This is a genomic window from Roseibium alexandrii DFL-11 (assembly GCF_000158095.2).
GTDB lineage: Bacteria > Pseudomonadota > Alphaproteobacteria > Rhizobiales > Stappiaceae > Roseibium > Roseibium alexandrii.
The window spans coordinates 413,668-428,413 of the sequence record NZ_CM011002.1; the positions used below are offsets into that span (position 1 = coordinate 413,668).

A 14,746-nucleotide genomic window follows, 5' to 3' on the forward strand; every position below is an offset into this window, starting at 1 on the left:
AAACGGCCAAGTGCCGGAAAAGTCTACTTCTGTTTTTGTCCTCTTGTCAGTTTTGCATTAACGAAATTTCCGTTACGGTATCTATTGGTGGCGTTCAGCCCTCGGTTGCGGAGCAGATTTTTTGGCTTTTCGGGTTTCAGCATGTCTTGCCGGAATGTGGCTGTCCCTGGTGTTTGGCGGGTTAAGCCTTGCTGACGAGAACAGATTGTTGATCGTTGGCTTTTCAACCCCGCCATATCTTTCAATCGGCCCGGATGACGAGCCGCGCGGACTGCTTGTTGATCTGGTCAAAACGGCGGCAGCGGAATCTGACGTTCAGGTCCATTTTGAAGTAACCAGCTGGCCCCGCGCTCAGCTCGAGGTGCGCAAGGGCGCAGCGGACCTGATTTTTCCGGTGGTCTACACACCGGAGCGGGAGGATTGGCTCCACTATCCAACAAATCCAATCACCCAATTTGAAATGATGATTTTCGCGAAGAAAAACCCGTCCTACAATTTCACCGGTGACGTCACCCAATTGCACGGTCTGTCCATCGGAAAAATCGCAAGCGGGCGCATGCATCCAAATTTCCGGGCGCTGGAAGAGAGTGGCAAGGCCCGGATCGCCTCACGTGACAGCCTAGAGGAATTGCTGACTGCGGTGCATCTTGAACGTCTCGATGGTTTTGTTGCGCCGCATCTCATGACGATTGAGGAAGCACATCGGATCGATCTGGACACGGTCGCTCCCTTTGCCCGGCCGGTTGGCGTGTCAGACATCTATCTCGCGTTTTCGAAAAACAGCACAAAAACTGATGCATGGAACCGGCTCCAGCAGAAATTGCCGCGCCTTGATCAGGCAAAGGCGGATTTCCTTCTGTCCATGAAAGAGACCGGCAACTGATGTCTTCATGAATTCGAGCCCGAGGTCAGGTAGCGCGAATGCGCTTGCATCGCGGGTTTCAAGCGCGTTTACGTATAGATTGCAGCCGGTCGGAGTTCAGTGCTTCACTAATGGAGAGGCAGCAGTCCGGAATGTCTTTCGCCGGAAGCGGGCGGGCGCAGAAATAGCCCTGCAGGCTGTCGCATTCCAAACCCACCGTCAGCAAGTACTCGCCTTCAGTCTCTGCGCCTTCAGCAACGACCCTGAGGCCAAGGCTTTTGCCCAACCCGACGATGGCTTGATAGAGTTGTTTCTTCTGTGGGTAGAGGTCCGCATCTTGAAGAAATGCGCGATCAATCTTGAGTTCCTGGAAAGGCAGTTTGTGCAGGTAGCTCAAGGACGAATATCCGGACCCAAAGTCATCCAGTGACAGCAAGACCCCCATGGTTTGAAGTTCAAACAGAAGATCAAGAACAAGCCGTTCGCTGGTATCGACAAACACGTTCTCGGTGACTTCAAGACACAAAGTGCGCGGGGGAAGCTGATAGCGTTCCAGGACCTTCCGGACATTGCTCGCAAAGTTCGGTTGCTGAAACTCTATCGGAGACACATTGACCGAGACATGCCCGAACTCGAATCCGGCGGTGAGCCAGTGTGCCGCCTGCCGGCAAGCTTCATCGAGCACGAAGTGACCAAGATCGATGATCAGGCCGGTCTTTTCTGCAAGTGAAATGAAGTCGCAAGGCGGTATCCAGTTGCCTTGCCCGTCCGGCCAGCGAATGAGGGCCTCCAAACCGATCAGGTCGCCATTGGCAGGGTTCACTTGGGGCTGATAGTGGAGTTCCAATTGACCTGTAGCGAGCGCCGTTCTGAGCCGGGTTTCAAGGAGCATTTCGCTTTGAACCCGGTCATTGAGCGGCGCGGAGAAGAACATATGCTGTTGGTGAGCCGCATCTTTGGCTGCCCTTAAAGCAATCCCAGCCACCCGGTGGGCGGTTTCTACATCGTGGGCATCCTGGGGCAATAGCGCGATGCCAATGAGCGGATCGACCCTGATTTCACCTTCGTCCAATTGGAAGGGCACAGACAGGGCGTCAATGATACCGGCTGCAAAGTCAGCAGCTAGATCGCTGCGCTCATCAAGCGGAAGCAGAATACAAAAGTCATCGGCCGAAATTCTGGAGACCTTTGCGCTTTCTCCCAAAAGGCGGCGGAGGCGGGTGTAGGTTTGCATCAGGACACGGTTACCTGCCTTCTGTCCAAACGTGTCATTGATTTTGGCAAAGCCGATAAAGTCCAGCTGAATAAGGGCCGTCTTTTTGTCGTCTAACGCTGCGCGTTCGAGGGCGTCTGCAAGATCTGCAAAGTATTTCGTGCGGTTGCCGCCTGTTGTAACCGGATCGACATAAGCCAGCTTATGGAGCCGTTCCTGAAGCTCGGTCACTCTGGCCAATCCATGCGCGAGGTCGCCGATCTCGTCCGGACGGTCCGCGCAAGGGAATGAAGCTTGAGGTTCACCCGAGGCTAGTCTGTGGGCGGCCGCTGCGAGACGGCGCAAAGGCAGCATTTGTTGGCGCAACAAGATCCCGCCCACCAGCATAACGGCAAAGAGTACCAATGCAGCCGCTGTGAAAAGGCGCGCGCTGAGCCGGTTTTGCGCCACCGTCAGATCGTCGGCCCAGCCGACATCGACAGCCGCTGCTCCCTTCAGGGCGCTTTCGCGGTCGACGATCGGCATCAAATAGGCAAGGCGCAGACGTCCTTGAACAGGGACGTTCCCAATGAATGGAACGCCGTTAACGAGGTTTGAATACGCGGGGTGTCCGGGTTTGATAGAGAACGGTGGTGGCATGCTGCCATCCGGCTTGCGGAAAGTCGTTGCAATCCGGTCGAACAAACCAGTCTTTTCTGAATAGCTGAAGATATTGGCCGCGCCCTGATTGCTCTTGCCGATCGCCAGTACGAGCTCATCAAACAAGTCATTTGGGTGAAGTTCTGAGGAGCCTTCGTAAAGCGCGGTCAAGGTCAAGACTTGCGGCTTGCCGTCCTCGTCGCTGACGGGGTCGACTGCGCGGTCCGTGCCGTAACGGATCACTGCCGCTGCGGTCTTGGCCGCGCGGTCAATGCGAATGGTCGAATTTTCTTTAGTCGTCCTTGCAATTTCAAAATAGCTGATACCGGAAACAAGGCCGATGCTGAGTAAGACAGCGACACCAAGTATCAGACTGATCCGGACCACCAACGAGTGAATTCCAAAGCTTGTAATGGCGGCTATCCTTGTCAAATTCGCGCAGTGCGAGCCCACGACACAGATACCCTCGAAGGTTACCGGGCAATTGCTACAGAAATCTGAATCAATTGGTCCAATTTTAAACTAAGCATTGTAGGTATCAGAGAACCCTAGTGAATTACGTGATGTGATCCCGACGTAGGAGAGAACATCCGGGGGAAGTGAGCTGCAAAGCATTGGAAATCGTCCGGAAAAACGTTAGGACGTTGAATTGTGTGTCTCTGCGGAGCGCGCGCGATATGGGCATTGGGGTGCGTTCCGCTTGATTTCACTCAGACCAGTTTTGAACGTTCTTGGGTTTTTGTATGTAGGTCTTGCGACCGCCATGCTCGTCCCAGCGATCATCGACGTCGCGCAGAAGAATGCCGATTGGCAAGCGTTCGTCTTTTCTGCCTTGCTGACCGGTATGTTCGGCATGCTGTTGTCGCTGTCCATGGGCGGATCGCTTAAGGAAGGTCTCGACACACGGCAGACCTTCATTTTGACGACGCTTGCCTGGGCAACACTACCGGCATTTGGAGCGTTGCCCTTCCTTTGGCTCGGGATCGGCTATGCAGACGCCGTGTTTGAGGCAGTCTCAGGATTTACCACGACTGGCTCCACTGTTTTGACTGGCCTGGATGGTTTGCCGCCAGGGTTGCTCGTCTGGCGGTCGATCATGCAATGGATGGGCGGCGTTGGCATTATCGTTATGGCCATCGTGTTGCTGCCGTTCCTGCGCATTGGCGGGATGCAACTCTTTCAAAGTGAGAGCTCTGACCGGTCAGAAAAGATCGTCAGCCGGTCCGTGGAGCTTATCCGGCTGTTGGGGCTCGCCTACCTGTTTCTAACCGTTCTGTGTATCGCCGCGTATCTGGCAACAGGCATGGGGCTCTTCGATGCCTTCAACCACGCTCTGACGACGATCGCGACGGGGGGGTACTCGACCCACGACCTGTCGTTCGGGTATTTCCAGAACCATTCGTCTGCCTGGGTCGCCATCGTCTTCATGATCATTGGCGCGATGCCGTTTGTGCTGATCATTCAGGCGCTCCGGGGGCAACCGCTTCTTTTGTGGCGGGATCCGCAGGTCCGCGTGCTGCTCGGATTTCTCGCGATCGTTTCCCTGGCCCTCACGGTTCATCTTGGCGTCAAGATGGACTTTGATTTCGACGAGGCCCTGGTCAAGGCAACCTTCACGGTGGTTTCCATTGTGACCGGAACCGGCTACGCACTGGGCGATTTCGAACAATGGGGTGCTCCGGTTGTCGGAACCTGCTTCCTGCTGATGTTTGTTGGCGGATGTACCGGGTCGACGACCGGCGGCATCAAGATTTTCCGGTTTCTGGTGTTTTTCGGCACGGTTCGCGCCCACTTGCGCCGGATGGTTCGGCCGCACCGGATCATGTCGGAAGAATATGCAGGCACGCGGCTGACCCCGGAATTGTCCTTCTCGGTCTTGGCGTTTCTGGTGGTCTACCTGGGATCTGTCGGTGTGATCACCGTTGCCTTGTCCTTCTTCGATCTTGACTTGGTGACCGCGATCTCGGCGGCGGCTACGTCTGTTGGAAACGTTGGTCCGGGGCTCGGACCGATGATCGGACCGGCAGGGCATTTCGCGCCATTGCCGGACGGGGCCAAGTGGCTCCTGTCCTTTGCCATGCTTGTCGGCCGTTTGGAGCTGTTCACGGTTTTGGTTCTGCTCGACCCGGATTTCTGGTCGAAGTAAGCCACTCTGCTCGTCTGCGTATCACTTCGGGAACTTATTTCATGCAGTTTTCTGTCCCCCTTGCCATCGGGCGCCTCGTCAAGCGCTATAAGCGGTTTCTGGCGGATGTCGTTCTGGATGATAGTGGCGAAGAGATTACGGCCCACTGCGCCAATCCGGGGTCTATGCTGGGCCTGAAGGAGCCTGGATCCCGGGTTTGGTTGTCACTGTCTGACAATCCGAAGCGGAAACTCAAATACTCCTGGGAAGTGATAGAAGCCGACGGCGCGTTGGTTGGCATTAACACCGCCCATCCGAACAAGCTGGTAGAAGAAGCTTTGGTGGCGGGCCGTATCCTGGAGCTCAAGGAATTTGAGACACTGCGGCGGGAAGTGAAATACGGCAAAAACTCCCGGATCGACATTCTTCTGGAGAAGGCGGATGGCTCAAAGATTTACGTTGAAGTGAAGAACGTGCACCTGATGCGGGAACCCGGTTTAGCCGAATTTCCGGACAGCGTGACAGCCCGCGGTGCGAAGCATCTGGTTGAACTCGGAGATATGGTTGCGGAAGGTCACCGGGCGGCGATGGTGTTTCTGATTCAGCGCCCTGACTGCGACAGGCTTTCCCTCGCCTCTGACATTGATCCAAACTATGCCGCGGCTTTCAAAACGGCCAAGGCCGCGGGTGTTGAAGCCTATGCCATCGGCTGCGATGTCCGCCTTGACGGGATAGATGCCGTAAAGGATGTCGCGATCAACGATTGATCGAGACTCTCCGTCTGGGCCTTAAACCTGATAGACTGTAATTGGAGTTCCCTCCGGCACGCGATTATAAAGGTCAATCACGTCCTGCTGAAGCATACGGACGCAGCCGGAAGAGGCGGCTTTGCCGATCGACCAGGTTTCTGATGTGCCGTGGATCCGGTAAAGCGTGTCCTTGTTACCCTCAAATATGTAAAGCGCCCGCGCGCCAAGGGGATTGTCCAGCCCTGGGTCCATGCCGTTCTTGTATTTGGCAAGTTTCGGCTGGCGTTTGATCATGTCGGTTGGCGGGGTCCAGGTCGGCCAGGCTTTTTTTCGGGCGATCCGCGCCCGTCCGCCCCAGGCGAAGCCGTCACGCCCGATGCCGACGCCATAACGCATTGCCTTGCCATCTCCCATTGCCAGGTACAAGAAGCGCTCATGGGTCTCCACGACGATGGAACCGGGTTGGGCGGAGGAGTTGTAGTCAACGACCTGACGGTAAAACTTCGGATCGATCTTGGAAATATCGACTGCCGGAACAGGAAAACGCTCCTGCGGTCTGGCCGCATACATTTGCACATAATCTGTCGAGACCGGCTTGGTCAGGCTCGGTTTGGGCGGCAGTTTGGCGGTCGTGTTGCCCGAACAGCCAGTTGCGATAGCCGCTGCCGCCGAAATCAAGAATGTGCGTCTGTCCAGCATGCCGGATCCTGTACCGCCCTTGCGAGAATCATCGTGAGGCTTCCAAAAACATAAACGGCCGGTTGAACCTCTCGGTCAACCAGCCGTCGAATGGAACTCAGGTTAATCCGCGTATTGTGATGCGCGCAGCCCGAAATTAGCCCGCTGTATCTTTTGAGAGCGGCGGCTGGAATTGCCAGCCCATGTCCCACGGGAAGTAGATCCAGGTGTCTTGCGACACTTCTGTGATAAATGTGTCGACCATCGGAACACCGACCGGCTTTGCATAGACGGTTGCAAAATGTGCCTTTGGCAGCATTTCGCGGACGACTTTCATGGTTTTCCCGGTGTCGACCAGATCGTCGATCACGAGGACGCCGCTGCCTTCGCCGTCGTCCAGGTCGATGACCTTCGGATCAACCGGCTTGATGACATCCAGACGGCCCTGGCTGTCATAGTCGTGATAAGAGGCGATGCAGACAGTCTCGATGGTGCGGATGCCAAGTTCGCGCGCCACGATCCCGGCCGGGACCAATCCACCGCGGGTGATGCAGACGATTGCTTTCCATTCACCCACGCTTGAAAGGCGCCAGGCGAGGGCCCGCGAGTCCCGGTGGAACATGTCCCAGGATACGGGGAAGGCTTTGTCTTGTGCAGGGTTTTCCATTTCTTTTCCTTCAAGTCACCCAGAGAGATCATCAACAGCGCGCGCCACATCCTGTGCTGCAGCTGCGAGAATGGTTTCGTCTCTGGACCGAATAACGATCTGTGTGGTGAATTTTCCGTCCGTTGCTTTCGGATAGGACCCAATCAGAGTTTCAGGATGCGCGTCCTGGATGGCGGCCAGGCGTTCGGCAATCCGGCTCTCCGGCATGTTTGCCGCAACCGTTTCAGACAACATCTTCTTGCCCGTTTGCAGCGTCGGTGCGACCGCATCCATCATGGCTTGCATGATCGCGGGAACACCGGCCATGACATGGACGTTGCCAATCCGAAATCCGGGAGCCTTGGACACCTTGTTTTCAATGAGATCCGCGCCTTCCGGGATCCGCGCCATGCGCTGGCGGGCAGGGGTGAACTGACCCGGCGGATAGTGCTTTTCCATGATCGCAACGGCTCGGGGATCAAGATTCAGCGGCACGTCGAACGCAGCAGCAACGGCCTCGGCGGTGATGTCATCATGGGTTGGCCCGATGCCACCTGAGGTGAAGACATAGGTGTATTTCGTCCGGAGGGCATTCACAGCGCCGACGATCTCAGCCTGAACATCCGGCACGATCCGAACTTCGCTAAGGTCGATGCCAAGAGCGGTCAGATAGTCAGCGAGAAAGCCGATATTCTTGTCTTTGGTGCGTCCGGACAGGATTTCATCGCCGATGACAAGAAATGCAGCGGTTACAATGTCATCGGCCTTATCAGCTGTCATGTCAGCGCTCCCTCGATCCGGATGCTTGGCTTTATCGCAGCTTGCGGTCCGGCTCAACCTTTTGCGTCAGAAACTTAGAGCGTTTCATGATTAAGACGGCGGAAGACGGTCAGGAAGGCAATGCTTGGTTGGGTTTCCAGCCGTAAACATAGTCAAAGCGGGCAGCAAGGCTCTCCGGTTTTGAAAACTTCATCACCATGTCGCGGGCTGTGGCTGGAAGACCCGACATGTGAAACGTCTTTGCGTTTTTGAAGCCGGTTTCCTGAATGCGTTCCGCGCGCGGTTTGCGGGTCCGCTCATAGGCTCTCAGAGCCGCTGCGGTGTTTTCTGTTTCAACCGGGAAATGGTTCGCAAGCTCGGCGGCATCTTCGATCGCCATAGCCGCGCCCTGCGCCATATAAGGAAGCATTGCATGGGCAGCGTCGCCGAGAAGGGCGATCTGACCATGGGTCCAGGGGCCGTCGGCTTTGACCGTGCACAAGGCCCACTTCAACCAGCGTTCCGGCCCATTCAGCAGATTGCGGATGTCCGTAGGCCAGTCCTTGAAACGGTGCAGGAGTTCGTCCTTGCCGGCTGGCGCCGACCATGTTTCGTCCTGCCAGTCTTCTGTTGCCAGCGCGACGATGTTCAGTTGCTCACCGCTGCGGATCGGGTAGTGGACCAGATGGCTGTCCTTGTGCAGCCACAGCCCGGAATCCTTGCGCCACTGGGCAGGGACTTTGTCGATCGGCAGCGTCGACCTGTAAGCGACCTGACCGCTGAAGCGTGCGTTTTTGTGGTTCGGGATCAATCGGCGAACCGTTGACCAAACACCGTCTGCACCGATGAGGGCCTTGCAGTTGAGCGTCCCGGTGGTTTCGCCGGTTTGATATGTGCACACCAGATTGCCGGCATCGCCCGTTTTGGCATCGGTGAGGGCGGTCCCGAGCATCAACGTTATACCGTCGGTCGCCTCGACCTTTTTCAAAAGCGTGCCCTGAAGATCCGCCCGGTGGATCACAATGAAGGGCTGGCCATGCCGTTCGAGCAAATAAGACCCGAGCCAGACCTTGGAAATCTGATCTCCGGTCTTGCCGGACCAGACCCGAAGATTGTCCGGCTGATGGCCAAGCGCTTTAAGGTCCTGAAGCAGTCCAAAACCGTCGAGAACCGAACACGCGTTGGGGGAGAGCTGCAGGCCTGCTCCCACTTCTGACAGAGCCTTGGCCTTGTCTATGAGCACGATCTCATGACCTGCCCGGCGCAAGGTCAAAGCGGCGGTCAAACCGCCGATGCCTGCTCCGGCGATGACGATCGGGGCGGGGTGTGTGCCGGTCTCGCTCATGACAGCTCTGGTCTATCAGGCAGTTTCACGCAGCTTCCGGCACCCAGGTGCAGTCGGAAGGTGACGATTCGTTCGGAGCCAGTGTGGCGTCGTACTTGTAAAGCGTTGAGCAATAGGGGCAGACGACTTCTTTTTCGCTGCCCATGTCGAGGAAGACATGCGGGTGATCGAACGGCGGATGCGCGCCGATGCACATGAATTCCTTTGCGCCGATCGCGATGGAATCGTGGCCGCTGGTGTTCTGAAAATGCGGGACGACCTGATCTGCCATGATCACTTCCTCAATTCTTGTGGCGGTTGCGCCAAGCTCTTTTGGCCGGACCATACCGATTTGATGCCCGGTTGAACAGGGGCAACCTTGCCGCGGTCACCAACCAACTTGTGGCTACCACCCCAGTGGAATTCCGGCTTTGCCAATTGAGATCATTCTCAGTACAGTGATTGAAATTTGGGTTTTACGTTTACGTAAGAGGAAGTTTTATGCCGGTCTTTGAGCAGGATGGTGTTCAGATTGCCTATCTGGATGAAGGTGAGGGGGATCCGATCCTGTTGATCCACGGCTTTGCCTCCAACAAGGCGGTCAACTGGCAGAACACGGGCTGGGTTGATCTTTTCGTAAAGGAAGGCCGCCGCGTAATCGCGCTCGACAACCGGGGCCATGGAGACAGTCAAAAATTCCACGACCCGGAGGCCTACGGTGCTCCGATCATGGCGGAAGACGCCCGGAAACTGCTCGACCATCTTGGGATAGAGCAGACCGATGTCATAGGCTATTCGATGGGCGCGCGTATCAGTGCGTTTTTGACCCTTAGCCATCCACAGCGGGTCAAGCGGGCCATCTTCAGCGGGCTTGGCTACGGCATGATCGAAGGGGTGGGGGACCCGGAGCCGATTGCCGCCGCGCTTGAGGCCGACCGCCTGCAGGACGTCACGGACCGGACGGGCCGGGCGTTTCGTGCGTTCGCCGAACAGACCAAATCCGACCGGCTGGCCCTTGCTGCCTGCATGCGCTCATCGCGTCAGAAGATCAGCGAAGAAGATATTGCGCGCATCGAGCGGCCGGTTCTGGTGGCAGTTGGAACCCGCGATGACATTGCCGGGTCCCCGCACAAATTGGCGGCCTTGATGCAGCATGCAGACGTGCTTGAGATCCCAGGGCGGGATCACATGGTGGCCGTCGGAGACAAGGTTCACAAGCAAGGGGTTCTGGCGTTTTTGAACAACGTCGACGCTTGACCGGCGGTTTTACGCCAGCTTGTGCGCGCAAATTGGGAGGAGACATGAGCGCAAAACGGATCGAATTCAAAGGGGCGGAGGAAAACGCCCTGATTGCCGATCAATATGGAACGGGCGGTCAGCCTGTGATCCTGCTGCACGGCGGCGGGCAGACGCGTCATTCGTGGGCGGCGGCGGCGGAACGGATCGCAGCGCTTGGCCATGTTGTTTTTTCGGTCGACCAGCGGGGGCATGGAGAAAGTGCCTGGGTTCCGTCCGGCAATTACATGTTTGTCCACTTCGCCCAGGATCTTGTCGCGCTCTGCCGGCAGGTGATTGCAAAGCATGGCGCCAAACCCGTTGTGGTCGGCGCGTCGCTCGGCGGTTTTGCCGGCATGCTGGCGGAAGGCACAGAAGCGCCGGGAAATCAGGCCGCGCTTGTTCTGGTCGACATTACGCCACGTGTCGATATGGATGGGGTCTACAAGATCCTCGGTTTTATGGGCGACAGGGTGGAAGAAGGTTTCGGCACGGTCGAAGAAGCCGCTGATGCCATCGCCCGGTATTTGCCGAACCGCTCAAGGCCCAAGGATCTGTCGGGCCTTTCGAAAAATCTGCGCCTGCATTCTGACGGCCGGTATCGCTGGCATTGGGACCCTGCGTTCCTGAAGGTGCGGGAACATTCAGACGAAGAAATCACAAAACGGGTGCAGGTCGGAATGATCGAAGCGGCGGAAAACCTGAATGTGCCCGTGCTTCTCTTGCGCGGCCGGAACTCCGAGCTGGTGTCCATGGCGCACGTGGAAGAATTTCTGGACTGCGTGCCCCATGCCAAGTTCACCGACATTCAGGACGCCGGCCATATGGTTGCCGGCGACAAGAATGACGTTTTCGCCCAAGCGGTCGAAGAGTTTCTCACCGACCTGAAAGCGGAAGCGCTGATTGCTTGATTCTGCCAGTGTTCTGAATCGGTTGTGGGCGTCGTCTCAAATACCGATTCAGTGCCAGTTCTGTTCCGGGATAGAATCAAAAAGCCTCTTCAAGATTCTGTTCTAATTTTGGAATTCTTCCTTCATCTGCCCTTGAAAACCGGTTTCCGTTTTTCCAGGAAGGCGCGGCAGCCTTCGGCGTAGTCGGCGCTGTCGACACAGGTGCGGGCCATCGATTGAGCGGCGCTCAAGTCTGCTGCGCTACTTGCCGATGCTAGGAGGTTGATGGTTGTCTTGGCCGCTTTCAGGGACAGCGGCGCGTTTTGTTCAAAGTGGCGGCACAACTCGGAAATCCGGTCATCCAGTGCGCCAGCTTCGTGAACCTCATCGATGAGGCCAATTTGCAAGGCGTTATCGGCGGATAGGCGTTCAGCCGTGAACAGCAGCTTTTTCGCATTGGACGGAGACACAGCCTCGATCAGGTCCGCCACCGCATCCGGCGGATAGGCGAGGCCAAGGCGGGCGGCCGGGATGGAGAAAAAGGCTGTGTCCGATGCAATGCGAAGATCGCAGGCCAGCGCCAATCCGAGGCCGCCCCCGAGGCATGGGCCTTCAATTGCCGCGACGACCGGAACAGGGAGTGTCTTCAGGGCCCGGAAGGCTGCGACATTGACCGCATCATAATGGGCGGCCTTGTCCGCCGTTGATCTGACGGCCTCGAATTCGGCAATGTCCGCGCCCGCACAAAAGGCCTTGCCGCCGGCGCCGCGCACGATCAGGGCGCGCAGACCGGCGTTGTCGCGGAGCGGTTCGAGCAATTCGGGAATGCGGGCCCAGCCTGCAAGGGGCAGGGCATTTTTGCGGTCCGGAGCATTCAGGATCAATTCGGCAATCTGTCCGGAAACACGCAAGAATGGGTTGGTATCTTCGGACTGAGACGGAGATTGATCGGATGTCATGTGAACCTCAGATGCTGGGCAAAAGGACGGGTGCCGGATTATTGATCGTAAAAAAACGATTCATTAGAGTGATTGATATCTGATATGAGCAAGTTTTGTTTGGAATATCACGCACAGCGCCTATTTTAGAAGACCATGTGAAGTGGGCTTGAAAAGGAGACAGTCCATGTCGACCCCGGTACGCCAACCTGGCGAAGATCGCGTGATGAAGCACGATCCCGTCTGGCAGCAGTTGCGCGACGAAGCCCAGGCGATGGTGGCGGCAGAGCCAGCCTTGTCGTCCTTTGTCTATGAGACGGTCCTAAATCACGACAGCCTGGAAGAAGCTGTGGTTCACCGGCTCGGCGACCGCCTCGGGCGGGACATCGTTTCAGCGTCGCTTATTCGCCAGACCTATCTGGAAGCGCTGGCGGACGAGCCGGAGCTTGCCGAGATTTTCCGGGTGGACATCGTCGCCGTGTTCGATCGTGATCCGGCATGCTTCCGCTATCTTGAGCCGGTTCTTTATTTCAAGGGCTTTCATGGCCTTCAAACGCACCGGCTGGCCAATTGGCTTTGGCGCAAGGGCCGCAAGGACTTCGCTCTTTATCTGCAGAGCCGCTGCTCGGAAGTTTTTCAGATCGACATTCATCCAGCCGTTCCGGTCGGGCGCGGGATCTTTATTGACCATGGCACAGGTATCGTTGTCGGCGGAACGGCTGTGATTGAGGACGACGTCTCCATCCTGCAAGGTGTGACGCTGGGCGGTACTGGTAAGGAAGACGGCGACCGGCATCCGAAGATCCGGCACGGCGTTCTGCTTGGTGCTGGCGCTAACGTGCTCGGCAACCTGGAGATCGGGCATTGCAGCCGGATTGCATCCGGCTCTGTTGTTCTTACCGATGTTCCGGCGAACACCACAGTTGCAGGTGTTCCGGCGAAGATCGTTGGGAAGGCCGGGTGTCCGGAGCCTGCCCGCAGCATGAACCAGCTCCTGGGTGAGTAGGGGGCGGCCGGTATGAAGGAAGACGGGGAAAGCTGATCGAAAAGGTTTGGCATTTCCCGGCTCTCTTGTAGGGTCCGCACCACGACTGATGGATTTGGCGAACGACAAGGAGAGAGCCACGTGAACCCCGAAGAAATCCGCAAGCTTGAAGCCTATCTGCGCAAAAAGTTCGATTTACCGAGCATGCAGGTCCGGGCGCGTCCGAAAAAGGACGATTCCGCGGAGGTCTATATCGGTGAGGAATTCATCGGTGTTATCTTCCGTGATGACGAAGATGAAGACCTGAGCTGGAACTTCCAGATGGCCATTCTCGAGATCGATCTCGACGAAGTGTAAGGCCCATCAGATAGGTTTCTAAAAGGCGGCCCAAGCGGGCCGCTTTTTTGTTGGGTCTTTAGGTGCGAAAGCCGCGAACCTTCGCCTTGATCGCCGCATCAAGCTCGCGCCAACTAGGAAGCAAGGTTTGATCGAACTGGTAGCGGATCAGCCGGCCGCCGCCGGGCGTGACCGTTCGATGGCAAACCGCCTTTGCCCCGCTGCGTTTCTTGACGCACCGGGCAATAAAACCGTTTTTGGCCTCGGGGTCATAGACGATGATATCCCGGTTCTGCGCCGCTCGGGCAGACAACATCAACATATTCAATCCCGCAGTCGTTGGCCGCGCACCGCCGCGGGCAAGGCGCTTATAGACAGGATCCAGCTGAGTTCTGAGCGTTTCCCGGTAAGGATCATGCTCCAGACCCACTTGGACAAGCGGCAGAGGTGTCCCGAGCTGTGCCGTGGCTTTGTCTTCGCCGGGCATCCTGAGGTCCGGCCAAGTCATCAGCAAGCTGACTTGCTGGTAGCGATCTGCCTCGCCTTGTGCCGACAAGCGGTGCGTCGCGGATTTGAAGTAGCCCGCCGGGATCTGAAAGTGGTCCGGTCCCATCGTGACACTCACCAAAGCGTGTCGGGGTGTCGATTGGAATAGCGGGGCTGCACGCATAAACCAATGATATCCGCGTTCGGCAACATGCGCGAAGGTCAGAACACACAAGGCTGTTGCCAGCATCGCGAAATTAAGTGGCTTTGCATTGGTCGGTGCTGGCAGGGTCGGCCTGATCACGTGCCGTGCCTTTCTAATGACCTAAGCTGGCACACAGTGTTCAAGAATGAGACACGTGTTTCAGCGCAGGACTGGTGCGATCCGGCGTAACTTACTAAAAACTGAAGGTTTTTATCCCGTGGCCAGACCGGCACGATGTTTGCTCTTGACCGTTTACAATTTCTTCATCACTTTCTCAGTGAAGGGGTTAACGGAAGGTTAACAGGGGCCATGTCGGATTTACTTATCGTTGGATACATTGCGTGCGCGGGGTTCGTTGCCGCCGGTTTGCTCGGAAGCCTCTATCAGCTGGTGACCAATCAACCGCCGAAATTCAACTTCCCGGAATCGACAGCATTAGGGTTTGTAGCCGGGGTGATCGTCTGCGTTTTTGCCGGTCCCTTCATCATCATGCGCAATGCCATCCGCGGCCGGCGTATTGAGAACCGTCCGTTGGGTTGGCTGGTTGCTTCGTCCACCATCGCCGGCATGTGGAGCATGTGCTCCGGGCTGATGGTCATGAACGTGGCCTTGATTGTGGCCGGATACGCGTAAGCA

At 56.8% G+C, this 14,746-nt stretch carries 16 protein-coding genes; 8 read left to right on the top strand and 8 right to left on the bottom strand.

Going from position 1 to position 14,746, the window contains the following annotated elements:
- The first annotated feature begins 121 nt into the window (after nt 1–121).
- A complete protein-coding gene (locus tag SADFL11_RS01920) occupies nt 122–883 on the top strand; it encodes a substrate-binding periplasmic protein (protein ID WP_134852871.1) in 762 nt (253 codons plus the stop codon).
- A gap of 58 nt (nt 884–941) precedes the next feature.
- Here the strand turns inward: SADFL11_RS01920 and SADFL11_RS01925 are convergent, their stop codons facing one another.
- Nucleotides 942–3,101 (bottom strand): bifunctional diguanylate cyclase/phosphodiesterase, encoded by a 2,160-nt coding sequence (locus SADFL11_RS01925; protein ID WP_008189324.1) that lies wholly within the window; start codon nt 3,099–3,101, stop codon nt 942–944.
- A gap of 334 nt (nt 3,102–3,435) precedes the next feature.
- On the opposite strand from SADFL11_RS01925, the gene SADFL11_RS01930 reads away from it, so the two are divergent.
- Both SADFL11_RS01930 and sfsA read left to right on the top strand, forming a co-directional pair.
- Nucleotides 3,436–4,860, top strand: coding sequence for a TrkH family potassium uptake protein (locus tag SADFL11_RS01930; RefSeq protein WP_008192452.1), 1,425 nt, complete (start codon nt 3,436–3,438; stop codon nt 4,858–4,860).
- Nucleotides 4,861–4,901: 41 nt separating this feature from the next.
- Complete coding sequence (gene sfsA / locus SADFL11_RS01935; RefSeq protein ID WP_008196327.1) at nt 4,902–5,606, top strand: DNA/RNA nuclease SfsA; 705 nt, start codon at nt 4,902–4,904, stop codon at nt 5,604–5,606.
- Nucleotides 5,607–5,627: 21 nt separating this feature from the next.
- Here sfsA and SADFL11_RS01940 read toward each other — a convergent pair whose 3' ends face one another.
- The 5 genes from SADFL11_RS01940 to SADFL11_RS01960 form a co-directional block, all read right to left on the bottom strand.
- Nucleotides 5,628–6,287 carry a L,D-transpeptidase gene (locus tag SADFL11_RS01940; protein ID WP_008191494.1) on the bottom strand — a complete coding sequence of 220 codons (660 nt, stop codon included), beginning with the start codon at nt 6,285–6,287 and terminating at the stop codon, nt 5,628–5,630.
- A gap of 136 nt (nt 6,288–6,423) precedes the next feature.
- Entirely contained in the window at nt 6,424–6,933 is a 510-nt protein-coding gene (gene gpt / locus SADFL11_RS01945) for a xanthine phosphoribosyltransferase (RefSeq protein ID WP_040450773.1), read from the bottom strand.
- Between the two features lie 15 nt (nt 6,934–6,948).
- Complete coding sequence (locus SADFL11_RS01950; protein ID WP_040450772.1) at nt 6,949–7,692, bottom strand: competence/damage-inducible protein A; 744 nt, start codon at nt 7,690–7,692, stop codon at nt 6,949–6,951.
- A 109-nt stretch (nt 7,693–7,801) separates the two neighbouring features.
- Nucleotides 7,802–9,016 carry an FAD-dependent monooxygenase gene (locus SADFL11_RS01955; protein WP_008191027.1) on the bottom strand — a complete coding sequence of 405 codons (1,215 nt, stop codon included), beginning with the start codon at nt 9,014–9,016 and terminating at the stop codon, nt 7,802–7,804.
- 25 nt (nt 9,017–9,041) lie between these two features.
- A complete protein-coding gene (locus SADFL11_RS01960) occupies nt 9,042–9,287 on the bottom strand; it encodes a zinc-finger domain-containing protein (RefSeq protein ID WP_040452254.1) in 246 nt (81 codons plus the stop codon).
- Nucleotides 9,288–9,496: 209 nt separating this feature from the next.
- Between SADFL11_RS01960 and SADFL11_RS01965 the strand changes: the two genes are divergently transcribed.
- On the top strand, nt 9,497–10,252 hold the full coding sequence (locus SADFL11_RS01965) for an alpha/beta fold hydrolase (protein WP_008190884.1): 756 nt from the start codon (nt 9,497–9,499) through the stop codon (nt 10,250–10,252).
- 44 nt (nt 10,253–10,296) lie between these two features.
- Nucleotides 10,297–11,181 carry an alpha/beta fold hydrolase gene (locus SADFL11_RS01970; protein ID WP_040450771.1) on the top strand — a complete coding sequence of 295 codons (885 nt, stop codon included), beginning with the start codon at nt 10,297–10,299 and terminating at the stop codon, nt 11,179–11,181.
- A gap of 122 nt (nt 11,182–11,303) precedes the next feature.
- On the opposite strand, the gene SADFL11_RS01975 is transcribed toward SADFL11_RS01970, so the two are convergent.
- On the bottom strand, nt 11,304–12,119 hold the full coding sequence (locus SADFL11_RS01975; protein ID WP_008188778.1) for an enoyl-CoA hydratase-related protein: 816 nt from the start codon (nt 12,117–12,119) through the stop codon (nt 11,304–11,306).
- Nucleotides 12,120–12,285: 166 nt separating this feature from the next.
- On the opposite strand from SADFL11_RS01975, the gene cysE reads away from it, so the two are divergent.
- Both cysE and SADFL11_RS01985 read left to right on the top strand, forming a co-directional pair.
- Nucleotides 12,286–13,104, top strand: coding sequence for a serine O-acetyltransferase (cysE, locus tag SADFL11_RS01980; RefSeq protein WP_050775975.1), 819 nt, complete (start codon nt 12,286–12,288; stop codon nt 13,102–13,104).
- Between the two features lie 120 nt (nt 13,105–13,224).
- The gene (locus tag SADFL11_RS01985) at nt 13,225–13,440 is read left to right on the top strand and encodes a DUF3126 family protein (protein WP_008189983.1); all 216 of its coding nucleotides are present in this window, start codon (nt 13,225–13,227) and stop codon (nt 13,438–13,440) included.
- A gap of 58 nt (nt 13,441–13,498) precedes the next feature.
- Here the strand turns inward: SADFL11_RS01985 and SADFL11_RS01990 are convergent, their stop codons facing one another.
- Complete coding sequence (locus SADFL11_RS01990; protein WP_008191507.1) at nt 13,499–14,209, bottom strand: hypothetical protein; 711 nt, start codon at nt 14,207–14,209, stop codon at nt 13,499–13,501.
- A gap of 210 nt (nt 14,210–14,419) precedes the next feature.
- On the opposite strand from SADFL11_RS01990, the gene SADFL11_RS01995 reads away from it, so the two are divergent.
- Nucleotides 14,420–14,743: a DUF6949 family protein gene (locus SADFL11_RS01995; protein WP_008193987.1), complete on the top strand. Its 324-nt coding sequence runs from the start codon at nt 14,420–14,422 to the stop codon at nt 14,741–14,743.
- Nucleotides 14,744–14,746 lie beyond the last annotated feature (3 nt).

What these genes read in the sequence shown, in the direction of transcription:
- sfsA (WP_008196327.1), top strand. Translation starts at nt 4,902, where the DNA reads ATGCAGTTTTCTGTCCCCCTTGCCATCGGGCGCCTCGTCAAGCGCTAT.
- SADFL11_RS01940 (WP_008191494.1), bottom strand. Translation starts at nt 6,287, where the DNA reads ATGCTGGACAGACGCACATTCTTGATTTCGGCGGCAGCGGCTATCGCA.
- gpt (WP_040450773.1), bottom strand. Translation starts at nt 6,933, where the DNA reads ATGGAAAACCCTGCACAAGACAAAGCCTTCCCCGTATCCTGGGACATG.
- SADFL11_RS01950 (WP_040450772.1), bottom strand. Translation starts at nt 7,692, where the DNA reads ATGACAGCTGATAAGGCCGATGACATTGTAACCGCTGCATTTCTTGTC.
- SADFL11_RS01955 (WP_008191027.1), bottom strand. Translation starts at nt 9,016, where the DNA reads ATGAGCGAGACCGGCACACACCCCGCCCCGATCGTCATCGCCGGAGCA.
- SADFL11_RS01960 (WP_040452254.1), bottom strand. Translation starts at nt 9,287, where the DNA reads ATGGCAGATCAGGTCGTCCCGCATTTTCAGAACACCAGCGGCCACGAT.
- SADFL11_RS01965 (WP_008190884.1), top strand. Translation starts at nt 9,497, where the DNA reads ATGCCGGTCTTTGAGCAGGATGGTGTTCAGATTGCCTATCTGGATGAA.
- SADFL11_RS01970 (WP_040450771.1), top strand. Translation starts at nt 10,297, where the DNA reads ATGAGCGCAAAACGGATCGAATTCAAAGGGGCGGAGGAAAACGCCCTG.
- SADFL11_RS01975 (WP_008188778.1), bottom strand. Translation starts at nt 12,119, where the DNA reads ATGACATCCGATCAATCTCCGTCTCAGTCCGAAGATACCAACCCATTC.
- cysE (WP_050775975.1), top strand. Translation starts at nt 12,286, where the DNA reads ATGTCGACCCCGGTACGCCAACCTGGCGAAGATCGCGTGATGAAGCAC.
- SADFL11_RS01995 (WP_008193987.1), top strand. Translation starts at nt 14,420, where the DNA reads ATGTCGGATTTACTTATCGTTGGATACATTGCGTGCGCGGGGTTCGTT.